The sequence below is a fragment of the Acinetobacter sp. genome (assembly GCF_050285345.1).
Classification (GTDB): domain Bacteria; phylum Pseudomonadota; class Gammaproteobacteria; order Pseudomonadales; family Moraxellaceae; genus Acinetobacter.
The window spans coordinates 15,786-31,650 of sequence record NZ_JBLZXR010000085.1 but is presented as its reverse complement, the minus strand read 5'-3'; the positions used below and the strand labels follow the sequence as shown (position 1 = coordinate 31,650).

The following is a 15,865-nucleotide window of genomic DNA, read 5'->3' as shown; positions in this document are numbered from 1 at the left end:
AATTTCAATCAATTAAGGCTTTAGTGCTGTAACACTGAAATATCAGCCACTTTGGTAAACAAATCGCGAAGCTGAGCAAGCATGCGCAAACGGTTTGCTTTTAAGTTCGCATCATCAGCCATCACCATTACACTGTCAAAGAACGCATCGACTGGTGCACGAAGTGTAGCAAGTGCAGACAACGCAGCAGTGTAATCCTTCACAGCAAACAATGGCTCAACCACGGGTGTTACTTTTGCAAGTTCTGCGAACAATGCTTTTTCAGCATCTTCCACCAAATTCGCTTCAACGACGCTTCCTTCAGGCGCAGCTTCTTTAGCAAGAATGTTGGCAACGCGTTTATTCGCAGCAGCCAAAGCCGCAGCTTCAGGCAAGTTACGGAAATGATTCACTGCATTAACACGTTTATCAAAATCAAGCGGTGATTTTGGTGATAAAGCTTGAACCGCTTGAATCACATCCACTTCAACGCCTTGATCTTCGTATTTCGCACGGTAACGGCCTTCAAGGAATGCCACCGCATCCGCCAAAGTCTTAACGTGATCTTTAATTACATCGCCATACGCAGCCAAAGCAAGTTTAATCAATTCTTCAATCGATACATCTAGTTCATTTTCAGTCACTAAACGTAAAATACCAATCGCAGAACGGCGCAGCGCAAACGGATCTTTCGAACCAGTCGGCGCTTGACCAATACCGAAAATACCAGTCAACGTATCTAAACGATCGGCAAGTGCAAGTGTTGTCCCTGTCTTGGTTTTTGGTAAAACGTCACCGGCAAATTTAGGTAAATATTGCTCACCTAAAGCTTCCGCCACTTCATCATTTTCGCCTTCAATGCGTGCGTAGTAAGTACCCGCAATCCCTTGAAGTTCTGGGAATTCGCCCACAAGCTCAGAGGTTAAGTCGCATTTTGCAAGTAATGCCGCTTTTTCAGCATCCGTAGGATTTGCACCTGTGATTGCAGATAAAGCCATCGCCAATTTCGCAATACGTTCAGATTTGTTCCACAGCGTACCCAATTCAGCTTGGAACACCATGTTTGCGAGTTTTTCTTTACGTGACGCAAGTGGTTGCTTTTGGTCTTGCAAGAAGAAGAATTCAGCATCTGACAAACGTGGACGAACCACTTTTTCATTCCCTTCAATAATTTGAGCCGGATCTTTAGACTCAATATTTGAAACGGTAATGAAGTAAGGTTGCAGTTTATTATCGCTATTGACTAAGCAGAAATACTTCTGGTTGTCCTGCATCGTGGTGATTAACGCTTCTTGCGGAACAGCCAGGAAACGTTCTTCAAAGCTGGCACGAAGCGCAACAGGCCATTCAACCAATGAGGTCACTTCGTCACGAAGGTCGCTTGGGACAATCGCAATCGCATTTACTTCATCAGCAAGCGCTTTTACTTGCTGGTCGATGATCGCTTGACGTTCTTCAAAAGAAGCAACCACATGCGCTGCTTTTAATTTTGCTAAATACTCATCAGCATTGGCCAACGTAATCGCTTCAGGCGCATGGAAACGGTGACCATAAGTCATGTTACCTGCTTTGTGATCTTGAATCGTTGCATCAATCACATCGCTGTCTTTAAGCAGCACCACCCATTTTACAGGACGTACAAACTCAGTACGGCTGGCTGCGGAACGCATGCGTTTTGCAATTGGCAGGTTGTCCAACGCTGTTTGTAAAATTTGTGGCAATAAAACGTCAAGGCTTTGACCTTTCACATCTTTTAGGTAGCATACTTTTTCAACTTTACCTGCTTGGAAAGTTGAAACTTGATCCACGGTGATGCCTTGACCGCGCATAAAGCCTTCAAGTGCTTTGGTTGGCTTGCCTTCAGCGTCAAATGCGGCTTGTTTGGCAGGGCCATCAAAACGTTTTTGCGTGTCCGCTTGCGCAGTATCGACATTGACAATTTTCAATGCCAAACGGCGCGGTGCTGCATAGGCTTCGATTGCGTCAAATGCAAGACCTGCATCTTTTAAGCCTTTTACTGTTTCAGCTTGCAGTGCATCACGTAATTTTTTTAAGCTTTTTGGTGGAAGCTCTTCACAGCCTAATTCGAACAATACTGTATGTTTAGACATTATTTGCTCTCCTTAGATTCAACTTTTGCGTCGCTTTCAACTTGCGCTTTTAACTGTGCCAGAACTTCATCACGTAGATGTGGTTCTGCCATTGGGAAACCAAGTTTGGCACGCGCCGCCACATAACTTTGCGCAATTGCACGCGCTAAAGTACGAACACGTAAAATATAACGCTGACGTTCAGTCACAGAGATTGCGCCGCGTGCATCGAGCAAGTTAAAGCTATGTGATGCTTTAATTACTTGTTCATAAGCAGGCAATGGAAGTTCAGCTTCCATTAAGCGGGTTGCTTCAGCTTCGTAGAAGTCGAACAGCTCAAACATTTTTTCAACATTGGCATATTCAAAGTTATAAGTTGATTGTTCCACTTCGTTTTGATGGAACACATCGCCATAAGTTACTGTACCGAATTGACCTTTGGTCCAAACCAAATCGTAAACAGAATCTACACCTTGCAAGTACATCGCAAGACGTTCAAGACCGTACGTGATTTCGCCTGTCACGGGGTAGCATTCAACACCGCCGACTTGCTGGAAGTAAGTGAACTGAGTTACTTCCATACCGTTGAGCCAAACTTCCCAACCTAAGCCCCAAGCACCGAGTGTTGGTGATTCCCAGTTATCTTCCACGAAACGAATGTCGTGAGTGAGGGTATCAATCCCAATTGCTTCAAGAGAGTCGAGGTAAAGCTGTTGGATGTTGTCTGGGTTTGGCTTCAATACCACTTGGAATTGGTAGTAGTGCTGCAAACGGTTCGGGTTTTCACCATAACGGCCATCTTTCGGACGGCGAGACGGCTGAACGTATGCTGCGTTCCAAGTTTCGGGCCCTAAAGCGCGTAGGAAGGTTGCAGTGTGGAATGTCCCGGCACCCATTTCCATATCGTAAGGTTGTAGAATGACGCAGCCTTGTTCAGCCCAGTAGTTTTGTAAGGCAAGAATTAAGCCTTGGAAGGTATCAATATGCGATATGGCGCGACTCATGGTCATCCACTTAAAATTAGATAAAAATTGTGCTCAATTATAGGGACTTTCGGGGGGTGTGGCAAAGGTTTCGCGTGAACAAGTGGCTTTTAATACGGGATAGAATAAAGGCACTGCAGGTTTTAAATGGGGCTGAATGCAATTGATGAGACATAGCTGCGACGAGAAAACTTAATCAGTGATACCGTTATCAACGATTATCATGCTATAAAAATACAATAAATTTTAGGAATAATAAAATGATTCAAAGGCTTATAGATTCGAAGTGGTTACGGTGGCAAAAAGGAAGACAGCATTCGGGTTATGACAAAATGTTGTTATTGCAAAACCATTTAGGACTTAAATGTGATGCCTATTTTCTTCGTTTTCCTGTGGGTTCAATGATTCCACCGCATCAAGATCAGGTACAGCAGGGGCAGCATTTTAGGTTAAATATCATTATTAAAAAATCGAAAGCAGGTGGTGAATTTATATCTGAGCGAAGCATCATTGATTTACCAAGAGTTAAATTATTTAGACCGGATTTATATCGACATGAAGTGACTGAGGTGCAGGGCAGCCCGCGCTATGTATTGAGTATAGGATGTGTAATCGATTCAATCTGATAGATAAAATCACGCTCTTTAAGAAAATTTAGCCTACGATTTTTCAAAAACCCCAAATAACCAATAGGGTAATCTGTCTTTTATAACGTCTTTTACAACTCAAGTGACTTGGTGCAGCATACGCAAATCGAATGATAAAATATCGCCACTAAATGACCATTTGCAGTACGGCTTTAGCCGGTTGATCGCTTAGAGAAATTTTTTAAATAAAAGAATCTAAATCCTATATTTATAGTTCTACAGGAGAAAATAAAAATGAGCCATTTAGACTCATTTTTATTAAGGCCTTATGACGCAGACAAGCTTTTGGTTTTGTTAATCACAATTTCAACCCTGCGATTCTTCTGACGGCCGTCAGGATTGTCCTCACCATTGGACAAGGTATTCGCTTCAAGCGGCTGACTTTCTCCCATACCACTGACTTGATAATTTAAATCAATACCTTGGGCTTTAAAATAATCGCGCACCGCTTCCGCACGTTGTAAAGACAGCTTTTGATTGGCCGCATCTGAACCAATATTATCGGTATGACCGACAATGGCAATGATGCCTTTGCCTTTACTTTTTAAGGTCTCGGCTGCTTGCTGTAATTCAGGTTCAGCTTCGGGTTTTAAACTGGCCTTGCCAAAATCAAATAGTACATCCGAACTTAAATTCACCTGAATATTAAATTCATTATTATTTGCACTGAGGTCGGAACCAGCAGCCGATAAATTACTGGCTTCTGCCTGAGCTTGACTCAGTTCAGGCGGCTTGGGCTGCGGCTCTGGCACAGTCTGAGTTTTGTCTATTTTCGCGGTGCTCTGTTCAGCCGGAGCAGGCAGTGGATCGGTTTGGGAATCCGCGCATCCTGCAATCAAGAGACTTAGCGCTGTGCTATAGAATAATTTATTCATTAGCGTTCAACTGCTATACCGTCAAAAGAACCTGCATTGCCTAAATTAATGCTGATAGTTTTGGTGCTTTCAGGCGGCGCAGGGAATTTAAAGGTCAATAAAATAGGGTCATAACTGGCTTTGTTGATGGCTTTGTCTGTTGCATTTAACGGCGCAGCCATCCAAACGCCAGCATCATCTTGCAGCAGTCCGACTTTTTTGGCGCTGTCATCGTCAATATAATTGGTTTGTTCCAAATTAATAGATGTGCTCATAAATTCAGTTTTGCCATTCGGTGCAGGGTTGGGTTGAGCCATAACCTTTACGGTTAAAATTTTCCCAATCACTTTGACGCTTTGTAAAGCTAAAGTGCCTTTACTCATTGGAATTTCAGCTAAAGCTGGCTGAGGTTCAGGTGCTGCAACTTGTGGCACGGGTTCACGAATAAGATCATCCCCATTTTTTGCAGCTTCAGCGGGGGCAGTTTCTTGAGGCGTATTATCATTTACGGGTGGATTGGCTTGTTGAGGCTCTTTGGAGCAGGCTGATAAACCCAAGCCAAGCACACAGACGGTACACATTGCGAAGATCTTTTTATTCATTCTGGCCATTCCTTTCAAATATTTTTATAGGTCTTTTGACTATAGAAAATTTTAAACAGCCAGCCTGTCTAGATTTTGTTGTAAAACGTTAATGAAATAAAAGAGATGAGTGGATAGTTCATGCGAGAGCATTATTCCGTCCATTGGGTTATATGTAGGATTGAGCATTGTTCAGCAGAAAGTTTTATAAGACAAAGGTGTAAAACAAATACATCTTATAAGAGACTTCGTTTTATAATCGCCCATCTGTTCGAATAATCAATCAGGCAAACCGTGTTTCATTCTAAAGCTGACTGGCTTAATACGCTCAAACCGAACTTTAAAGTGTTACCGCTCAAAGACCGCTTACTCTGTGGGATTGGGGCGCTTATTGGTCTGGGACTATCCTCATATATCAGTTGGTTAGCGTTGGGTGATCTCAATGCATGGTATATCGCTCCGATGGGAGCCTCTTCGGTTTTATTGTTTGCTGTACCTGCCAGTCCGTTGGCACAGCCGTGGAATATGGTGATCGGTAACAGTATCGCCGCGCTGATTGGCGTAACCTGTGCCATGTATATTCCAAATTTAACACAAGCCTTTAGTGTGGCAGTTGCTTTGGCGATTATCCTGATGATGACCACAGATTCTTTGCATCCCCCAAGTGGCGCTGTGGCGATTACCGCAGTGCTTGGAGGAGAAGCGGTACATGAGTTGGGTTACTATTTTTGGTTTTATCCTGTTTTGTTAAATTCAGTGTTGCTGATGGTTGTGGCAATTGTCTATAACCGTTTACTCGGCAAACAATATCCACAAAAATTACAGGTCAATACCCGCTCAGCAGACCCAACACCGACACAGAAAGTCACCATTCAACCGGTCGATATTCAACAAGTGTTGGAGCAGCAAAGTGAACTGCTGGATATTAGTGAATACGATTTACAAAAGATTATTCTCGAAGCGCAGCAATTGGCAAATACGCGCTCAGTGAGTCAACTCACTTGTCAGGACATTATGACCCAGCACGTGATTGCATTACGGGCCGAAGATGATATTCAGTCCGCACTGGATAAATTCAAACAGGTGAATTTAATGAGTTTGCCTGTAGTGAGTGATTTGGATCGTTTGGTTGGGAACTTAGCGCTATATGAAGTAGTGGAATGGTTTAAACGAGGAGGTGATCCTAGAGCGGCATGGGAGAATCATGTTTACCAAATTATGAATCCGAAAGTGGTCACTGTGCAGCCGAATCAGCTCATCCAAGATCTTATTCCATATTTTGTTGAGCGCTCGTTTAATTACATTCCTGTGGTTGAGCAAAAAAAATTGGTGGGGATTATTAGCCGTGCCGATATGATTGCTGCGCTCAACCAGCAGTTGAATGAAGAAAAATCAAAACAAGAGCCAGATTGAAACGAATCAGTTAAAAATTACTAAAAAATAAGCAAAAAAAAAGCTACGGAGTCTTAGGGGAGAAACCGTAGCGACCTAACTGTGGTCAAGGGATTCTAACGCCGATCATCGTTGACTGTGCGAATGGAGTCTGAATAACCTGTAGCAGGGTTGTGATAATTGTTTGCTTTGGGCATCACGAGCCAAAGCACCAAATACACCAAGATGCCGGGAAATGCTGCGCTTAGGCATGAGACAAAGACGAAAATAATTCGCAGTAAATTTGCGTTCCAACCAAAACGTTCAGCAATACCACCCATTACCCCAGCAATCATATTCGAGCGGTTTGAGCGATATAAACCAATGTTGGCCATTCAGGTCTCCTCAAAAGTATCGGTCAATCAAAATATTCGATTTATATCTAGATAATGGTGGCTCAATTAATGATTTAAATGGGAGAAGCATAGAAAAAAGTAAATTAATGTAAACGATCTTTTAAATACAGGTGATGACTGTGGAAATTTTATTAAAAATTAAGAATAACAAATACATATATGTAACCTAGATATAGGTTTGTCGGTGTATACTTGGCTTGTTAATTACAATATTAATCAAGTGAAATTTTAATATTTCTGGTGATTCATGAGTTTTGGCAAATAATGAACATGATGGTTTCACGGTCTTTCGCTCGTTTCTATGTTATTCCTGCAGCTGTATTGTTGGGACCATTTTTAGTGGCTTGCAGTCCTAAACCTACGTTAAGTGATACGCAAAATACGTCAGCTGATGACTCCATCATTGACCTCAAAGAGGGGGCATCAGGAGAGCATAAGGCAGATCAGAAGGGTGGGAAAAAGCTGACAGAATTATCTGGTCAGGCTACTTTACCTTATGAAAAGAGTGTCGAAGTCGCTACCGTTCCTGAACATGCAAAAGTCTTTGTTGGCCGCTTTCACGCACAGGTAACATGTGATGATAGTTTTATCCAATGTAAAGAAGGTGAGGCTGAATTTATCTTGAATTTACTCCCCGATGGCACGGTACATCGAAGCATTATTCAATTTGGCAAAGTGTTTGCGGAGAAAAACCAAACGTCTAAATATAAGCTGAAATATCAAAAAGATACTTGGTCGGTCAATAAGGCACATACAGAACTGATTGTGCAGCGTAAGGAAGGCGTCAATTTATATTATAAAATTATTGATGTGGATCATCTGGTGATGGATGTTGAGAAGATTCGTCAGGGTGGAGCAGACCGAAATCAGGAACTCTTTTCTCAAGGTTATCCGCAACCGCAGCGAGCTTATAAGCTAACGAAAAATAAGTATTAATGCACTAACTTGCTTTGAAAATGGCCATAAGACCGGCGCTATTTAGGTATCTGAAAATTATTTTTTATGATAAACATCAAAAAATTGGTGGGTTGTGTGGGGTTCGAACCCACGACCAATAGATTAAGAGTCTACTGCTCTACCAACTGAGCTAACAACCCTGAGCGAGGATTAGTGAACTAAAGCATTACTTTAAGAGTTCACCCGAGTGCAAAAAAAAAATCAATGATTTTTAAAGGTGCATAAAGCACGATCTGTTGCAACATCGGTATAGCAAAATTTCGAGAATGGCGAATCAAAACCAAAGGGTAATGGTTTGTCTTGGTCGGAACTTGCAGGTTTCTTTTTCTTCATCTGCCGGAAGAAAGAAGCCCTAAGAAAGAATGGTGGGTCGTCCGCGATTCGAACGCGGGACCAATAGATTAAAAGTCTACTGCTCTACCAACTGAGCTAACGACCCTTAGGGGCTTTTACAAGATTTTAATCTAAAACTGGCATTTTAGAAAGATGGTGGGTCGTCCGCGATTCGAACGCGGGACCAATAGATTAAAAGTCTACTGCTCTACCGACTGAGCTAACGACCCATCTTGTGGTATCAAAGGAAATGGTGGGTCGTCCGCGATTCGAACGCGGGACCAATAGATTAAAAGTCTACTGCTCTACCAACTGAGCTAACGACCCATTTCGCTTGATGGTGCGTATTGTAGCAAGATCTGATTCAAGCGCAAGTAAAAAATCATAAACTTATTTGTGTTTGATTATAAATACAACAAAACTGCTCATTTTTATGTGGATTTGTAGCCAAAATGAGCAGTTTTTAGCTCTCGATTTTAGAAACGGTATTTATAAGCCTGAATATTGTGATAGATTTCAGCGCTTAAGTCACAATAAGCTTGCGCATTAGGCAATAAAACCAATAAACGGTCATCGGTTTGATTCGGGTCAAAGGCTTGCTCTTTGAGTTTGTTTTTTTGATATTTAAAGGTGCCTGTTGTTTCCACCTTTTTCTGTACCCGTAAAAATACCGGAACCGCATAGGCCGGAAGGCATTTTTTAAATTGTTTGACCATCGCTGAACAGTCTTGCGCATTCAGTTCTGCGCCATCGACCAAGGTAATGGCCGCCATACCAGCACGACCATTGGTTTCTGGGATTTCCACACCATAAACCACTGCTTCGGCAATTTTTTCGTATTCGCTCAGCATATTTTCCACTTCGGTAGTGGATACGTTTTCACCTTTCCAGCGGAAGGTATCCCCCAAACGGTCAACAAACTGGGCATGGCGGAAGCCGATATCACGGACTAAATCACCAGTATTAAAGAACGAGTCTCCATGTTTGAAGATATCTTTCATCACCACCGATTTGTTCTTTTCAGCGTCGGTATAGCCATCGAAAGGGGAACGACGAGTGATTTTCCCGATCAAGAGTCCGACTTCACCTTTTTTGACTTTTTTGCACCAGCCTTTGGCATCACGTACAGGTTCATTTTTTTCTTTATCGAATTGAATGATGGCATATGGCGTTGGTGAGAAGCCGACAGTATTATCAAAGTTAAATACGTTGCTGAAGCCAACGTTACCTTCACTTGAGGCATAAAGTTCAAGGACTTCTTCAACGCCAAAACGGGTTTTGAATTTATCCCAAATATTTGGTCGCATCCCGTTACCAATCATTTTCTTTACACGGTGACCTTTTTCAAGCTCAGAAGACGGAGCATCCATCAAGTAACGGCACAATTCACCGACATAGCCGATTGCAGATGCATCAAATTTTTGTACATCTTTCCAAAAAGACGAGGTGGAAAATTTACGGCGCAGAGCCAATGTTGCAGCGCCTGCAATCACACCGCACCAACACACCACCGTACCTGTGGCATGGTACAGCGGTAGGGTGACATACATCACATCATCTTTATTTAGATTCAGAACATGACCATAAGTTCCGTATGCCAATGTCCAACGGCTGTTGGTAAAGATCACGGCTTTGGGTAAGCCTGTAGTGCCTGAAGTGTAAATATAAAACAGACCATCTTTGCCTTTAACACTGGCCGTGGTCGGAGTATTGAATTTCGGAAATTGATCTATTTTTTCGGCGAGATTTAAAAAGCCTTTCGGTGCTTTGCCTGCATTGACACGTGTGGCTTGGTCGGCAAACCAATGTAAACGGTCTGGTGCAACGGTCAAATCATTGCGAATATCATCGACTGCTTGGCGGCATTCTTCACCGACAATCACGGCAATAGGATTGACCAAGTTAATGCTGTGGGTCAGGACTTTACCCACTTGTGAGGTATTGACTAAGGCTGCTGTTACGCCAATTTTGGCTAAGGCTACAATAGTTGCAACTAACTCAGCACGGTTTTCAATCATGACCGCAATGACATCGCCTTTTTGAGCGCCAAGCGACAGATAATAGTGACCAATTTGGTTGGCCCATTCGTTTAATTGGTTGTAAGTATATTTTTGTTCTTCAAAATAAAGGGCAAAACCTTCAGGGTTGCGTTTCACAGCCTTTTCAAAAGCAATGCCTAAACCAGCGGAGGTGTTGGGGGTACGTAAATAGGCTTGCTTTAGACCACTCAACAAATTGGGTACTTTGCTCATGAATGCGGGAATTTTTGCTGCAACATCAGCTATCCCAATAAGGTCGTGTTGTGTAGTTTGGCTCATGTGAATCCTATTTATTTTTCGTAATCCGGTACGGTCTGTTTTCTTGCAAATAATTTACAGCAATTTTTACAATTGTTTTTTAATCGTTTCGGTCTAGTGCAATCAACCTAATTTGACAAAAGTATCAAAAAAAAACCAGTCACCGAAATGACTGGAATTTTTTAATCACCTGCAAAAAAGCAAATTTTACTCAGAAGCGGTGTTGGCTTTCTTTGGTGGACGACCACGAGGACGACGAGGACGAGCTGGTTTTTCATCTTCAGCTGCCGAATTTTCCTCTACAGCTGTATCTGCTTTCTTTTCAGTGTCAGTCGCTTGAACAGCTTTTTCTACTTTTTGAACAGCAGGTTCTGTAGCTGGTACTGGCGTTTCTGTCGCTGTTGGAGCCACATCAAGCTCAGCTTGAACAGGTTCAGCTACGACTTCAGCTGGTGCAGGAGCTTCAGCGGCCTTTTTTGTTACTTCAGCAGGCACTTCAGTGACAACAGCAACTTCAGTCGCTTCTACCGGAACTTCAACGGCAGGAGCTGGTTCTGCAGCGGCAGCTTCAATCGCTTTTGCGTGATCCTGCTTCGCTTGTTCAGCCGCTTGTTTCGCTAAACGACGACGTTCACGTGGATCGTTTGCAACACGCTTATCTGACACTGGCTTCGGTGGGGTTAAATCCAACATTGGCGCAGGTTCAGCTTCAGGCGTAGCTTTCGCAATTTGTACGTCGCGAGTAACCGGCTTTTTCTCAACCGCAACATCTGCTTGGGCAACATGTTTTGCAGCATATTCATCTGCAAATTTTTGCAAAGCACGATTGAAGGTTGGAAGTAAACCAAATTGCTCGATTAAGACTGAACAATCTTCACCATAAACATGGCGAATTAAGCTACCAACACTGTATTGTGCCAACTCAGGAATTTGAGAAGGTGCAATTTTCGGTGCTTGAGCTTGTTGAGTACGAGCAGCACGTTGTTCGCGGCGGCGTTGACGTGGGTCATTGCTGGCACGACTTGGTTTTTGCTGAACGTGTGGTTTAGGTTGTTGAACTTCAGCTTTTGCTTCAACCACAGCTTTTTCTACAACAGGTGCCTTTTCAGCCACTGGTTTTTCAGCAGCGACTGGAGCTGGTGCTGTGGTTGCAGGGTTTAATGCTACGATTTCGCTTTGAGCTTGATCCACATTGACCACAAGCGCCGTTGACATCACGTCTTGACGAGGTGCATCTACCACTTCAACTTTAGGTTGGCGTGGGTTTTGCGTTTCAGGCTGTTGCTGTTGTTCAACTGCAACGTCTTGAGCAATCGCTTGTTCGTTCAATACGCTTTGATCACGGTGGCGATTTGGGCGGTTTGGACGTTGTTGGTTATTGCGGTCACGACGTGGAACAGACTGCACTTGTTCATTGTTTTGAACATCTTGCTGTACTTGTTCGTTGTTGTGTTGACGACGAGAGTTACGACGGTTTTCACGTTGATCTTGACGGTTGTCTTGGCGCTGTTCCTGACGTTCAGAACGTTGCTCTTGGCGGTTGTCTTGGCGTGCTTCATGACGCTGTTCTTGACGGTCTTGGCGTGAAGGTTGTAACACTTCTTCATGAACTTGATGCGGTTGAGCCTCTTGTTCACGCGTCTCTTTGTGCTGCTTATTATTGCTGCGCTTCTTGTTGCTATGGCGTTTTTCGTCACGTTCCGCTTTTTCTGCGTAGCCGTCACGTTCTTGTTTATGCGCCACTGTTGAAGGTGCAAGGTAAGCATTGCTGTCTGGGGTTACGACTGGTACTGCAGCTGCGCTGATTTGACCAAATTGCCCACGGCTTGATGCACCATTATTCACCATTTGTTCGATTGCAGCAGCAGCGTTGTTGGCAGTACGTGACTGATCAACCGTTGCAGCTTGTTTTTGAACAAATAAGTTTTCAAGCCATGCACATGGACTTGATGACGCTACAGGCGCAGCAACTTGAGCTGGTGCTTGCTGAGCAGCAACGGGTTGTTGTTGCCTATTGTTCTTTTTATGGCCTTTTTCTTGTTGTACAGGTGCTTGTTGTTGAGCAGCAGCGGCCTGTTCTTCACTTAAATGCCATTCGGAAGATTCGTAACCCAATTCTTTTTCGCTTGAACGGGTTGCTTCAGTACGTTCATAGCTTGTTGGCGCAAAGCCTTCTGGGTTATACGAAATTTCGTAATGTGGCGTTTCTAAATGAGGGTGAGGCAGTACAGTCACGCGTACATTCGAAGTTTGTTCTAAGTAAACAAGACTGTGACGCTTTTCATTCAATAAGAAGGCAGCGATTTCAACAGGTACTTCAACTTGAACTTCGCCATGGCGTTCACGTAGCGCAATTTCTTCCACTTTACGCATAATGGAAAGCGATAGAGAGCGTAAGTCACGCACCATACCTGTGCCATGACAGCGTGGGCAAACATAACCCGTTGCTTCTTCGAGCGATGGACGTAAGCGCTGGCGGCTCATTTCCATTAAACCAAAGCGAGACAATTGACCGAATTGAATACGCGCACGGTCGCTTTGCGTTGCTTCACGAAGTTTTGCTTCAACCATACGTTGGTTGCGGTCTTTGGTCATGTCGATAAAGTCGATCACCACCAAACCACCAATATCACGTAAACGCAATTGGCGTGCAATTTCTTCAGCCGCTTCAAGGTTGGTATTGAGTGCAGTATCTTCTACATCACTACCACGAGTTGATTTTGCTGAGTTAATGTCGATTGAAACCAAAGCTTCAGTTTGGTCAATCACAATAGAACCACCAGAAGGAAGTTTGACTTCACGTTCATAAGCGGTTTGAATTTGGCTTTCAATACCAAAGTGAGCAAATAAAGGCTCATTTAAAGTATAGGTTTTCAGTTTGTCGATTTGACGTGGCATTACCGCTTTTACGAAGTTATAGGCTTCGTTATACGCTTGTTCTGAGTCAATCAGAATTTCAGCAACATCATCACGTAAATAGTCACGAATCGCACGAGTTACTACACCTGCTTCTTGGTGCACCAACATTGGCGATGGACCTGAACTTGATGTACTTTGGATTTGTGCCCAAAGATCAAGCAAATGTTGAAGATCAAGTTGCAATTCTTCTTGAGAACGACCGATACCCGCAGTACGAACAATCACACTCATGCCACGAGGGACGTTTAATGACGCCAACATTTCTTTCAATTCTTCACGAACTGAACCTGAAATTTGACGACTGATACCGCCACCTTTCGGGTTATTTGGCATCAATACTAAATAACGACCAGCAAGTGAGATAAATGTAGAAAGGGCAGCGCCTTTATTGCCACGCTCTTCTTTTTCCACTTGAACCAAAAGCTCAGTGCCTTCAGTGATCAATTCACGGATATTTGAAGTATGACGAGGGTCTGCTTTGTAATATGAATTTGCGATTTCGCGCATCGACAGGAAGCCCTGACGACCTGCACCATATTCAACAAAAACTGCTTCTAAAGAAGGCTCTACGCGAGTCACATGACCTTTATAGATATTGGATTTTTTTTGTTCACGGGTACGATTCTCTAAGTCAAAATCGTAAAGACGCTGACCAGTGACAAGTGCAACGCGAATTTCTTCGGCATGTGTTGCATTAATCAACATACGTTTCATGGGTGTAACACCTAGTAGTGATACACAGGAGAACATCGCTTAATTCGTAGCGAGCATCAGATAGCATGGATCAAGTGCGCAGATCGCAAAAAATAATCTGTGCATGTGTACCGGCCTTCTTTGGATGGGCAGCGGTTTTTGATTCACGTATTGATGATGGCAATACGGCTTCAATCTTTAAACGATTAAAGTCACCTGAGCGCATTTCACTGGCGGACAAACGGTGCATTGGATGTGAGTAACTTTCACTGTCACATTGCTCGAAGAGCATCCATTCATATCTGATAGAGCGTCTTGATACGGAATTATCGTCGTACCTTTACAAACTGTGCAGATCCAATGCATCAAACGTTGTGGCCTGAAGATATTTCAGGGAGCGACTGGTCTGATGTGTATCAGTTTACGTTTAAAAACCAACCTTGGTTGGCGCATATTTTTTTGCGGCAAACTGTTTTATGTACCTACGGTACAATTAAACGCAACAGTTTGCTGTTTTGCCGATATAATAAGCCTTCGGCGTCGGCATAATTCTTTTGGGACCTTTCCGAGCTAAAATGAGTAATGTGTTGAAAGTTCAAATGCAGTGAATACTGAAAATGAATCAACTTTTACTCAGTTACGGTGGTTTCCGTGCGCTGACTATATCAAACCTTGCATCATCTGCCTATGGGCTAAGCTTATGTTTCTTGCGAAAAGTATAGCTTAAATGATCATTTTTTATTCAATTTTAGTATTTTTTTAGGTCACAGTAACTGTATGAATTCTACGCAAGAATGGCAAAGCGTCACCTGGTTTGAAGTGGACGAGCATCAGGCGGGTCAACGTATTGATAATTTCCTGTTTAGTCGTCTTAAAGGTGTGCCTAAAAGTCGCATTTACCGCTTGATTCGTGAAAGCCAAGTCCGAGTCAATAAAAAACGGGTCAAAGCCGAAACCAAACTGAATATTGGCGATCAAGTTCGTGTCGCACCGATTCGTTATGAACAAAAAGACGAATCTGCTGCTCCAATTTCAGACAAAGTGGCGCAAAGTCTGCTCAGCCGTGTGGTGTATGAAGATGAAGGCCTGATGGTGGTGAATAAGCCAGCGGGGATTGCCGTCCATGGTGGTAGTGGTGTGGCTTATGGCCTAATTGAAGGCCTGCGTGCAGCAACAGGCAAAAAATATCTTGAATTGATTCACCGTATTGACCGTGATACCTCGGGCTTGGTGATGATTTCCAAGAAACGTAGTGTGCTGAAAACCTTGCAAGACATGCTGCGCGAACACAAAATCCAAAAAACCTATGCCGCTGTAGTCAAAGGTGTGGTGAGTCTGGATAAACAGTTGATTGACCAGCCTTTGCACCGCTATGAGCTTGCCAATGGCGAGCGTCGTGTGCGTGTATCGAAAGAAGGCAAAGAGTCGAGAACCCAGTGGAATGTGCAAGAGCGTTTTATGCATGCCACGCTGGTGTACGCATCACCGTTGTCAGGTCGCACTCATCAAATTCGTGTACATGGTCTGAGCATTGGTCATCCACTCTTAGGCGATGAAAAATATGGTCATGAGACGGAGTATCGCGGTCCAAAACCACGTCGTTTATGTTTACATGCGATGCGTTTGGAAATTCCGGGTTATGCTTTGATTGAAGCGCCTTTGCCTGAAGATATGCAAAGTGTGATTGCACAGCTTAGAGCACAGAAAGCAGATAAGCCTGCGGCTCCATAATAATTGTCTTCTCT

General features: G+C 43.4%; 11 protein-coding genes and 4 tRNA genes. 4 read left to right on the top strand and 11 right to left on the bottom strand.

Features of this window, described 5'->3' with window-relative positions; genetic code table 11:
- Positions 1-20: 20 nt before the first annotated feature.
- Positions 21-2,090, bottom strand: coding sequence for a glycine--tRNA ligase subunit beta (gene glyS / locus ACN6OV_RS07640; protein ID WP_427951536.1), 2,070 nt, complete (start codon positions 2,088-2,090; stop codon positions 21-23).
- The gene (gene glyQ, locus ACN6OV_RS07635; protein ID WP_427951534.1) at positions 2,090-3,073 is read right to left on the bottom strand and encodes a glycine--tRNA ligase subunit alpha; all 984 of its coding nucleotides are present in this window, start codon (positions 3,071-3,073) and stop codon (positions 2,090-2,092) included. Before glyQ ends, glyS begins: the two co-directional genes overlap by 1 nt.
- A 311-nt stretch (positions 3,074-3,384) precedes the next feature.
- Here glyQ and ACN6OV_RS07630 point away from each other — a divergent pair, with 311 nt between their 5' ends.
- Complete coding sequence (locus ACN6OV_RS07630; RefSeq protein ID WP_427951531.1) at positions 3,385-3,678, top strand: 2OG-Fe(II) oxygenase; 294 nt, start codon at positions 3,385-3,387, stop codon at positions 3,676-3,678.
- A gap of 287 nt (positions 3,679-3,965) precedes the next feature.
- Here ACN6OV_RS07630 and ACN6OV_RS07625 read toward each other — a convergent pair whose 3' ends face one another.
- Positions 3,966-4,574 (bottom strand): OmpA family protein, encoded by a 609-nt coding sequence (locus ACN6OV_RS07625; RefSeq protein WP_427951528.1) that lies wholly within the window; start codon positions 4,572-4,574, stop codon positions 3,966-3,968.
- Positions 4,574-5,155 carry a hypothetical protein gene (locus tag ACN6OV_RS07620; RefSeq protein WP_427951525.1) on the bottom strand — a complete coding sequence of 194 codons (582 nt, stop codon included), beginning with the start codon at positions 5,153-5,155 and terminating at the stop codon, positions 4,574-4,576. The genes ACN6OV_RS07625 and ACN6OV_RS07620 overlap by 1 nt, the downstream gene beginning before the upstream one ends.
- A gap of 273 nt (positions 5,156-5,428) precedes the next feature.
- Here ACN6OV_RS07620 and ACN6OV_RS07615 point away from each other — a divergent pair, with 273 nt between their 5' ends.
- The gene (locus tag ACN6OV_RS07615; protein ID WP_427951522.1) at positions 5,429-6,547 is read left to right on the top strand and encodes an HPP family protein; all 1,119 of its coding nucleotides are present in this window, start codon (positions 5,429-5,431) and stop codon (positions 6,545-6,547) included.
- A gap of 95 nt (positions 6,548-6,642) precedes the next feature.
- Here the strand turns inward: ACN6OV_RS07615 and ACN6OV_RS07610 are convergent, their stop codons facing one another.
- A complete protein-coding gene (locus ACN6OV_RS07610) occupies positions 6,643-6,900 on the bottom strand; it encodes a PspC domain-containing protein (RefSeq protein ID WP_427951520.1) in 258 nt (85 codons plus the stop codon).
- 285 nt (positions 6,901-7,185) lie between these two features.
- On the opposite strand from ACN6OV_RS07610, the gene ACN6OV_RS07605 reads away from it, so the two are divergent.
- Positions 7,186-7,857 (top strand): hypothetical protein, encoded by a 672-nt coding sequence (locus tag ACN6OV_RS07605; RefSeq protein ID WP_427951518.1) that lies wholly within the window; start codon positions 7,186-7,188, stop codon positions 7,855-7,857.
- An 85-nt stretch (positions 7,858-7,942) separates the two neighbouring features.
- Here the strand turns inward: ACN6OV_RS07605 and ACN6OV_RS07600 are convergent.
- From ACN6OV_RS07600 to ACN6OV_RS07575, 6 genes are all read right to left on the bottom strand, one after another.
- Positions 7,943-8,018, bottom strand: a tRNA-Lys gene (locus ACN6OV_RS07600).
- Positions 8,019-8,241: 223 nt separating this feature from the next.
- A tRNA-Lys gene (locus ACN6OV_RS07595) sits at positions 8,242-8,317 on the bottom strand.
- Positions 8,318-8,365: 48 nt separating this feature from the next.
- Positions 8,366-8,441, bottom strand: a tRNA-Lys gene (locus tag ACN6OV_RS07590).
- A 21-nt stretch (positions 8,442-8,462) separates the two neighbouring features.
- Positions 8,463-8,538 (bottom strand) — tRNA-Lys (locus tag ACN6OV_RS07585).
- 149 nt (positions 8,539-8,687) lie between these two features.
- Positions 8,688-10,529, bottom strand: coding sequence for a long-chain-acyl-CoA synthetase (locus ACN6OV_RS07580; RefSeq protein ID WP_427951515.1), 1,842 nt, complete (start codon positions 10,527-10,529; stop codon positions 8,688-8,690).
- 186 nt (positions 10,530-10,715) lie between these two features.
- The gene (locus ACN6OV_RS07575) at positions 10,716-14,141 is read right to left on the bottom strand and encodes an Rne/Rng family ribonuclease (protein ID WP_427951513.1); all 3,426 of its coding nucleotides are present in this window, start codon (positions 14,139-14,141) and stop codon (positions 10,716-10,718) included.
- Positions 14,142-14,897: 756 nt separating this feature from the next.
- Between ACN6OV_RS07575 and ACN6OV_RS07570 the strand changes: the two genes are divergently transcribed.
- The gene (locus tag ACN6OV_RS07570; RefSeq protein ID WP_427951511.1) at positions 14,898-15,851 is read left to right on the top strand and encodes an RluA family pseudouridine synthase; all 954 of its coding nucleotides are present in this window, start codon (positions 14,898-14,900) and stop codon (positions 15,849-15,851) included.
- Positions 15,852-15,865: the final 14 nt, after the last annotated feature.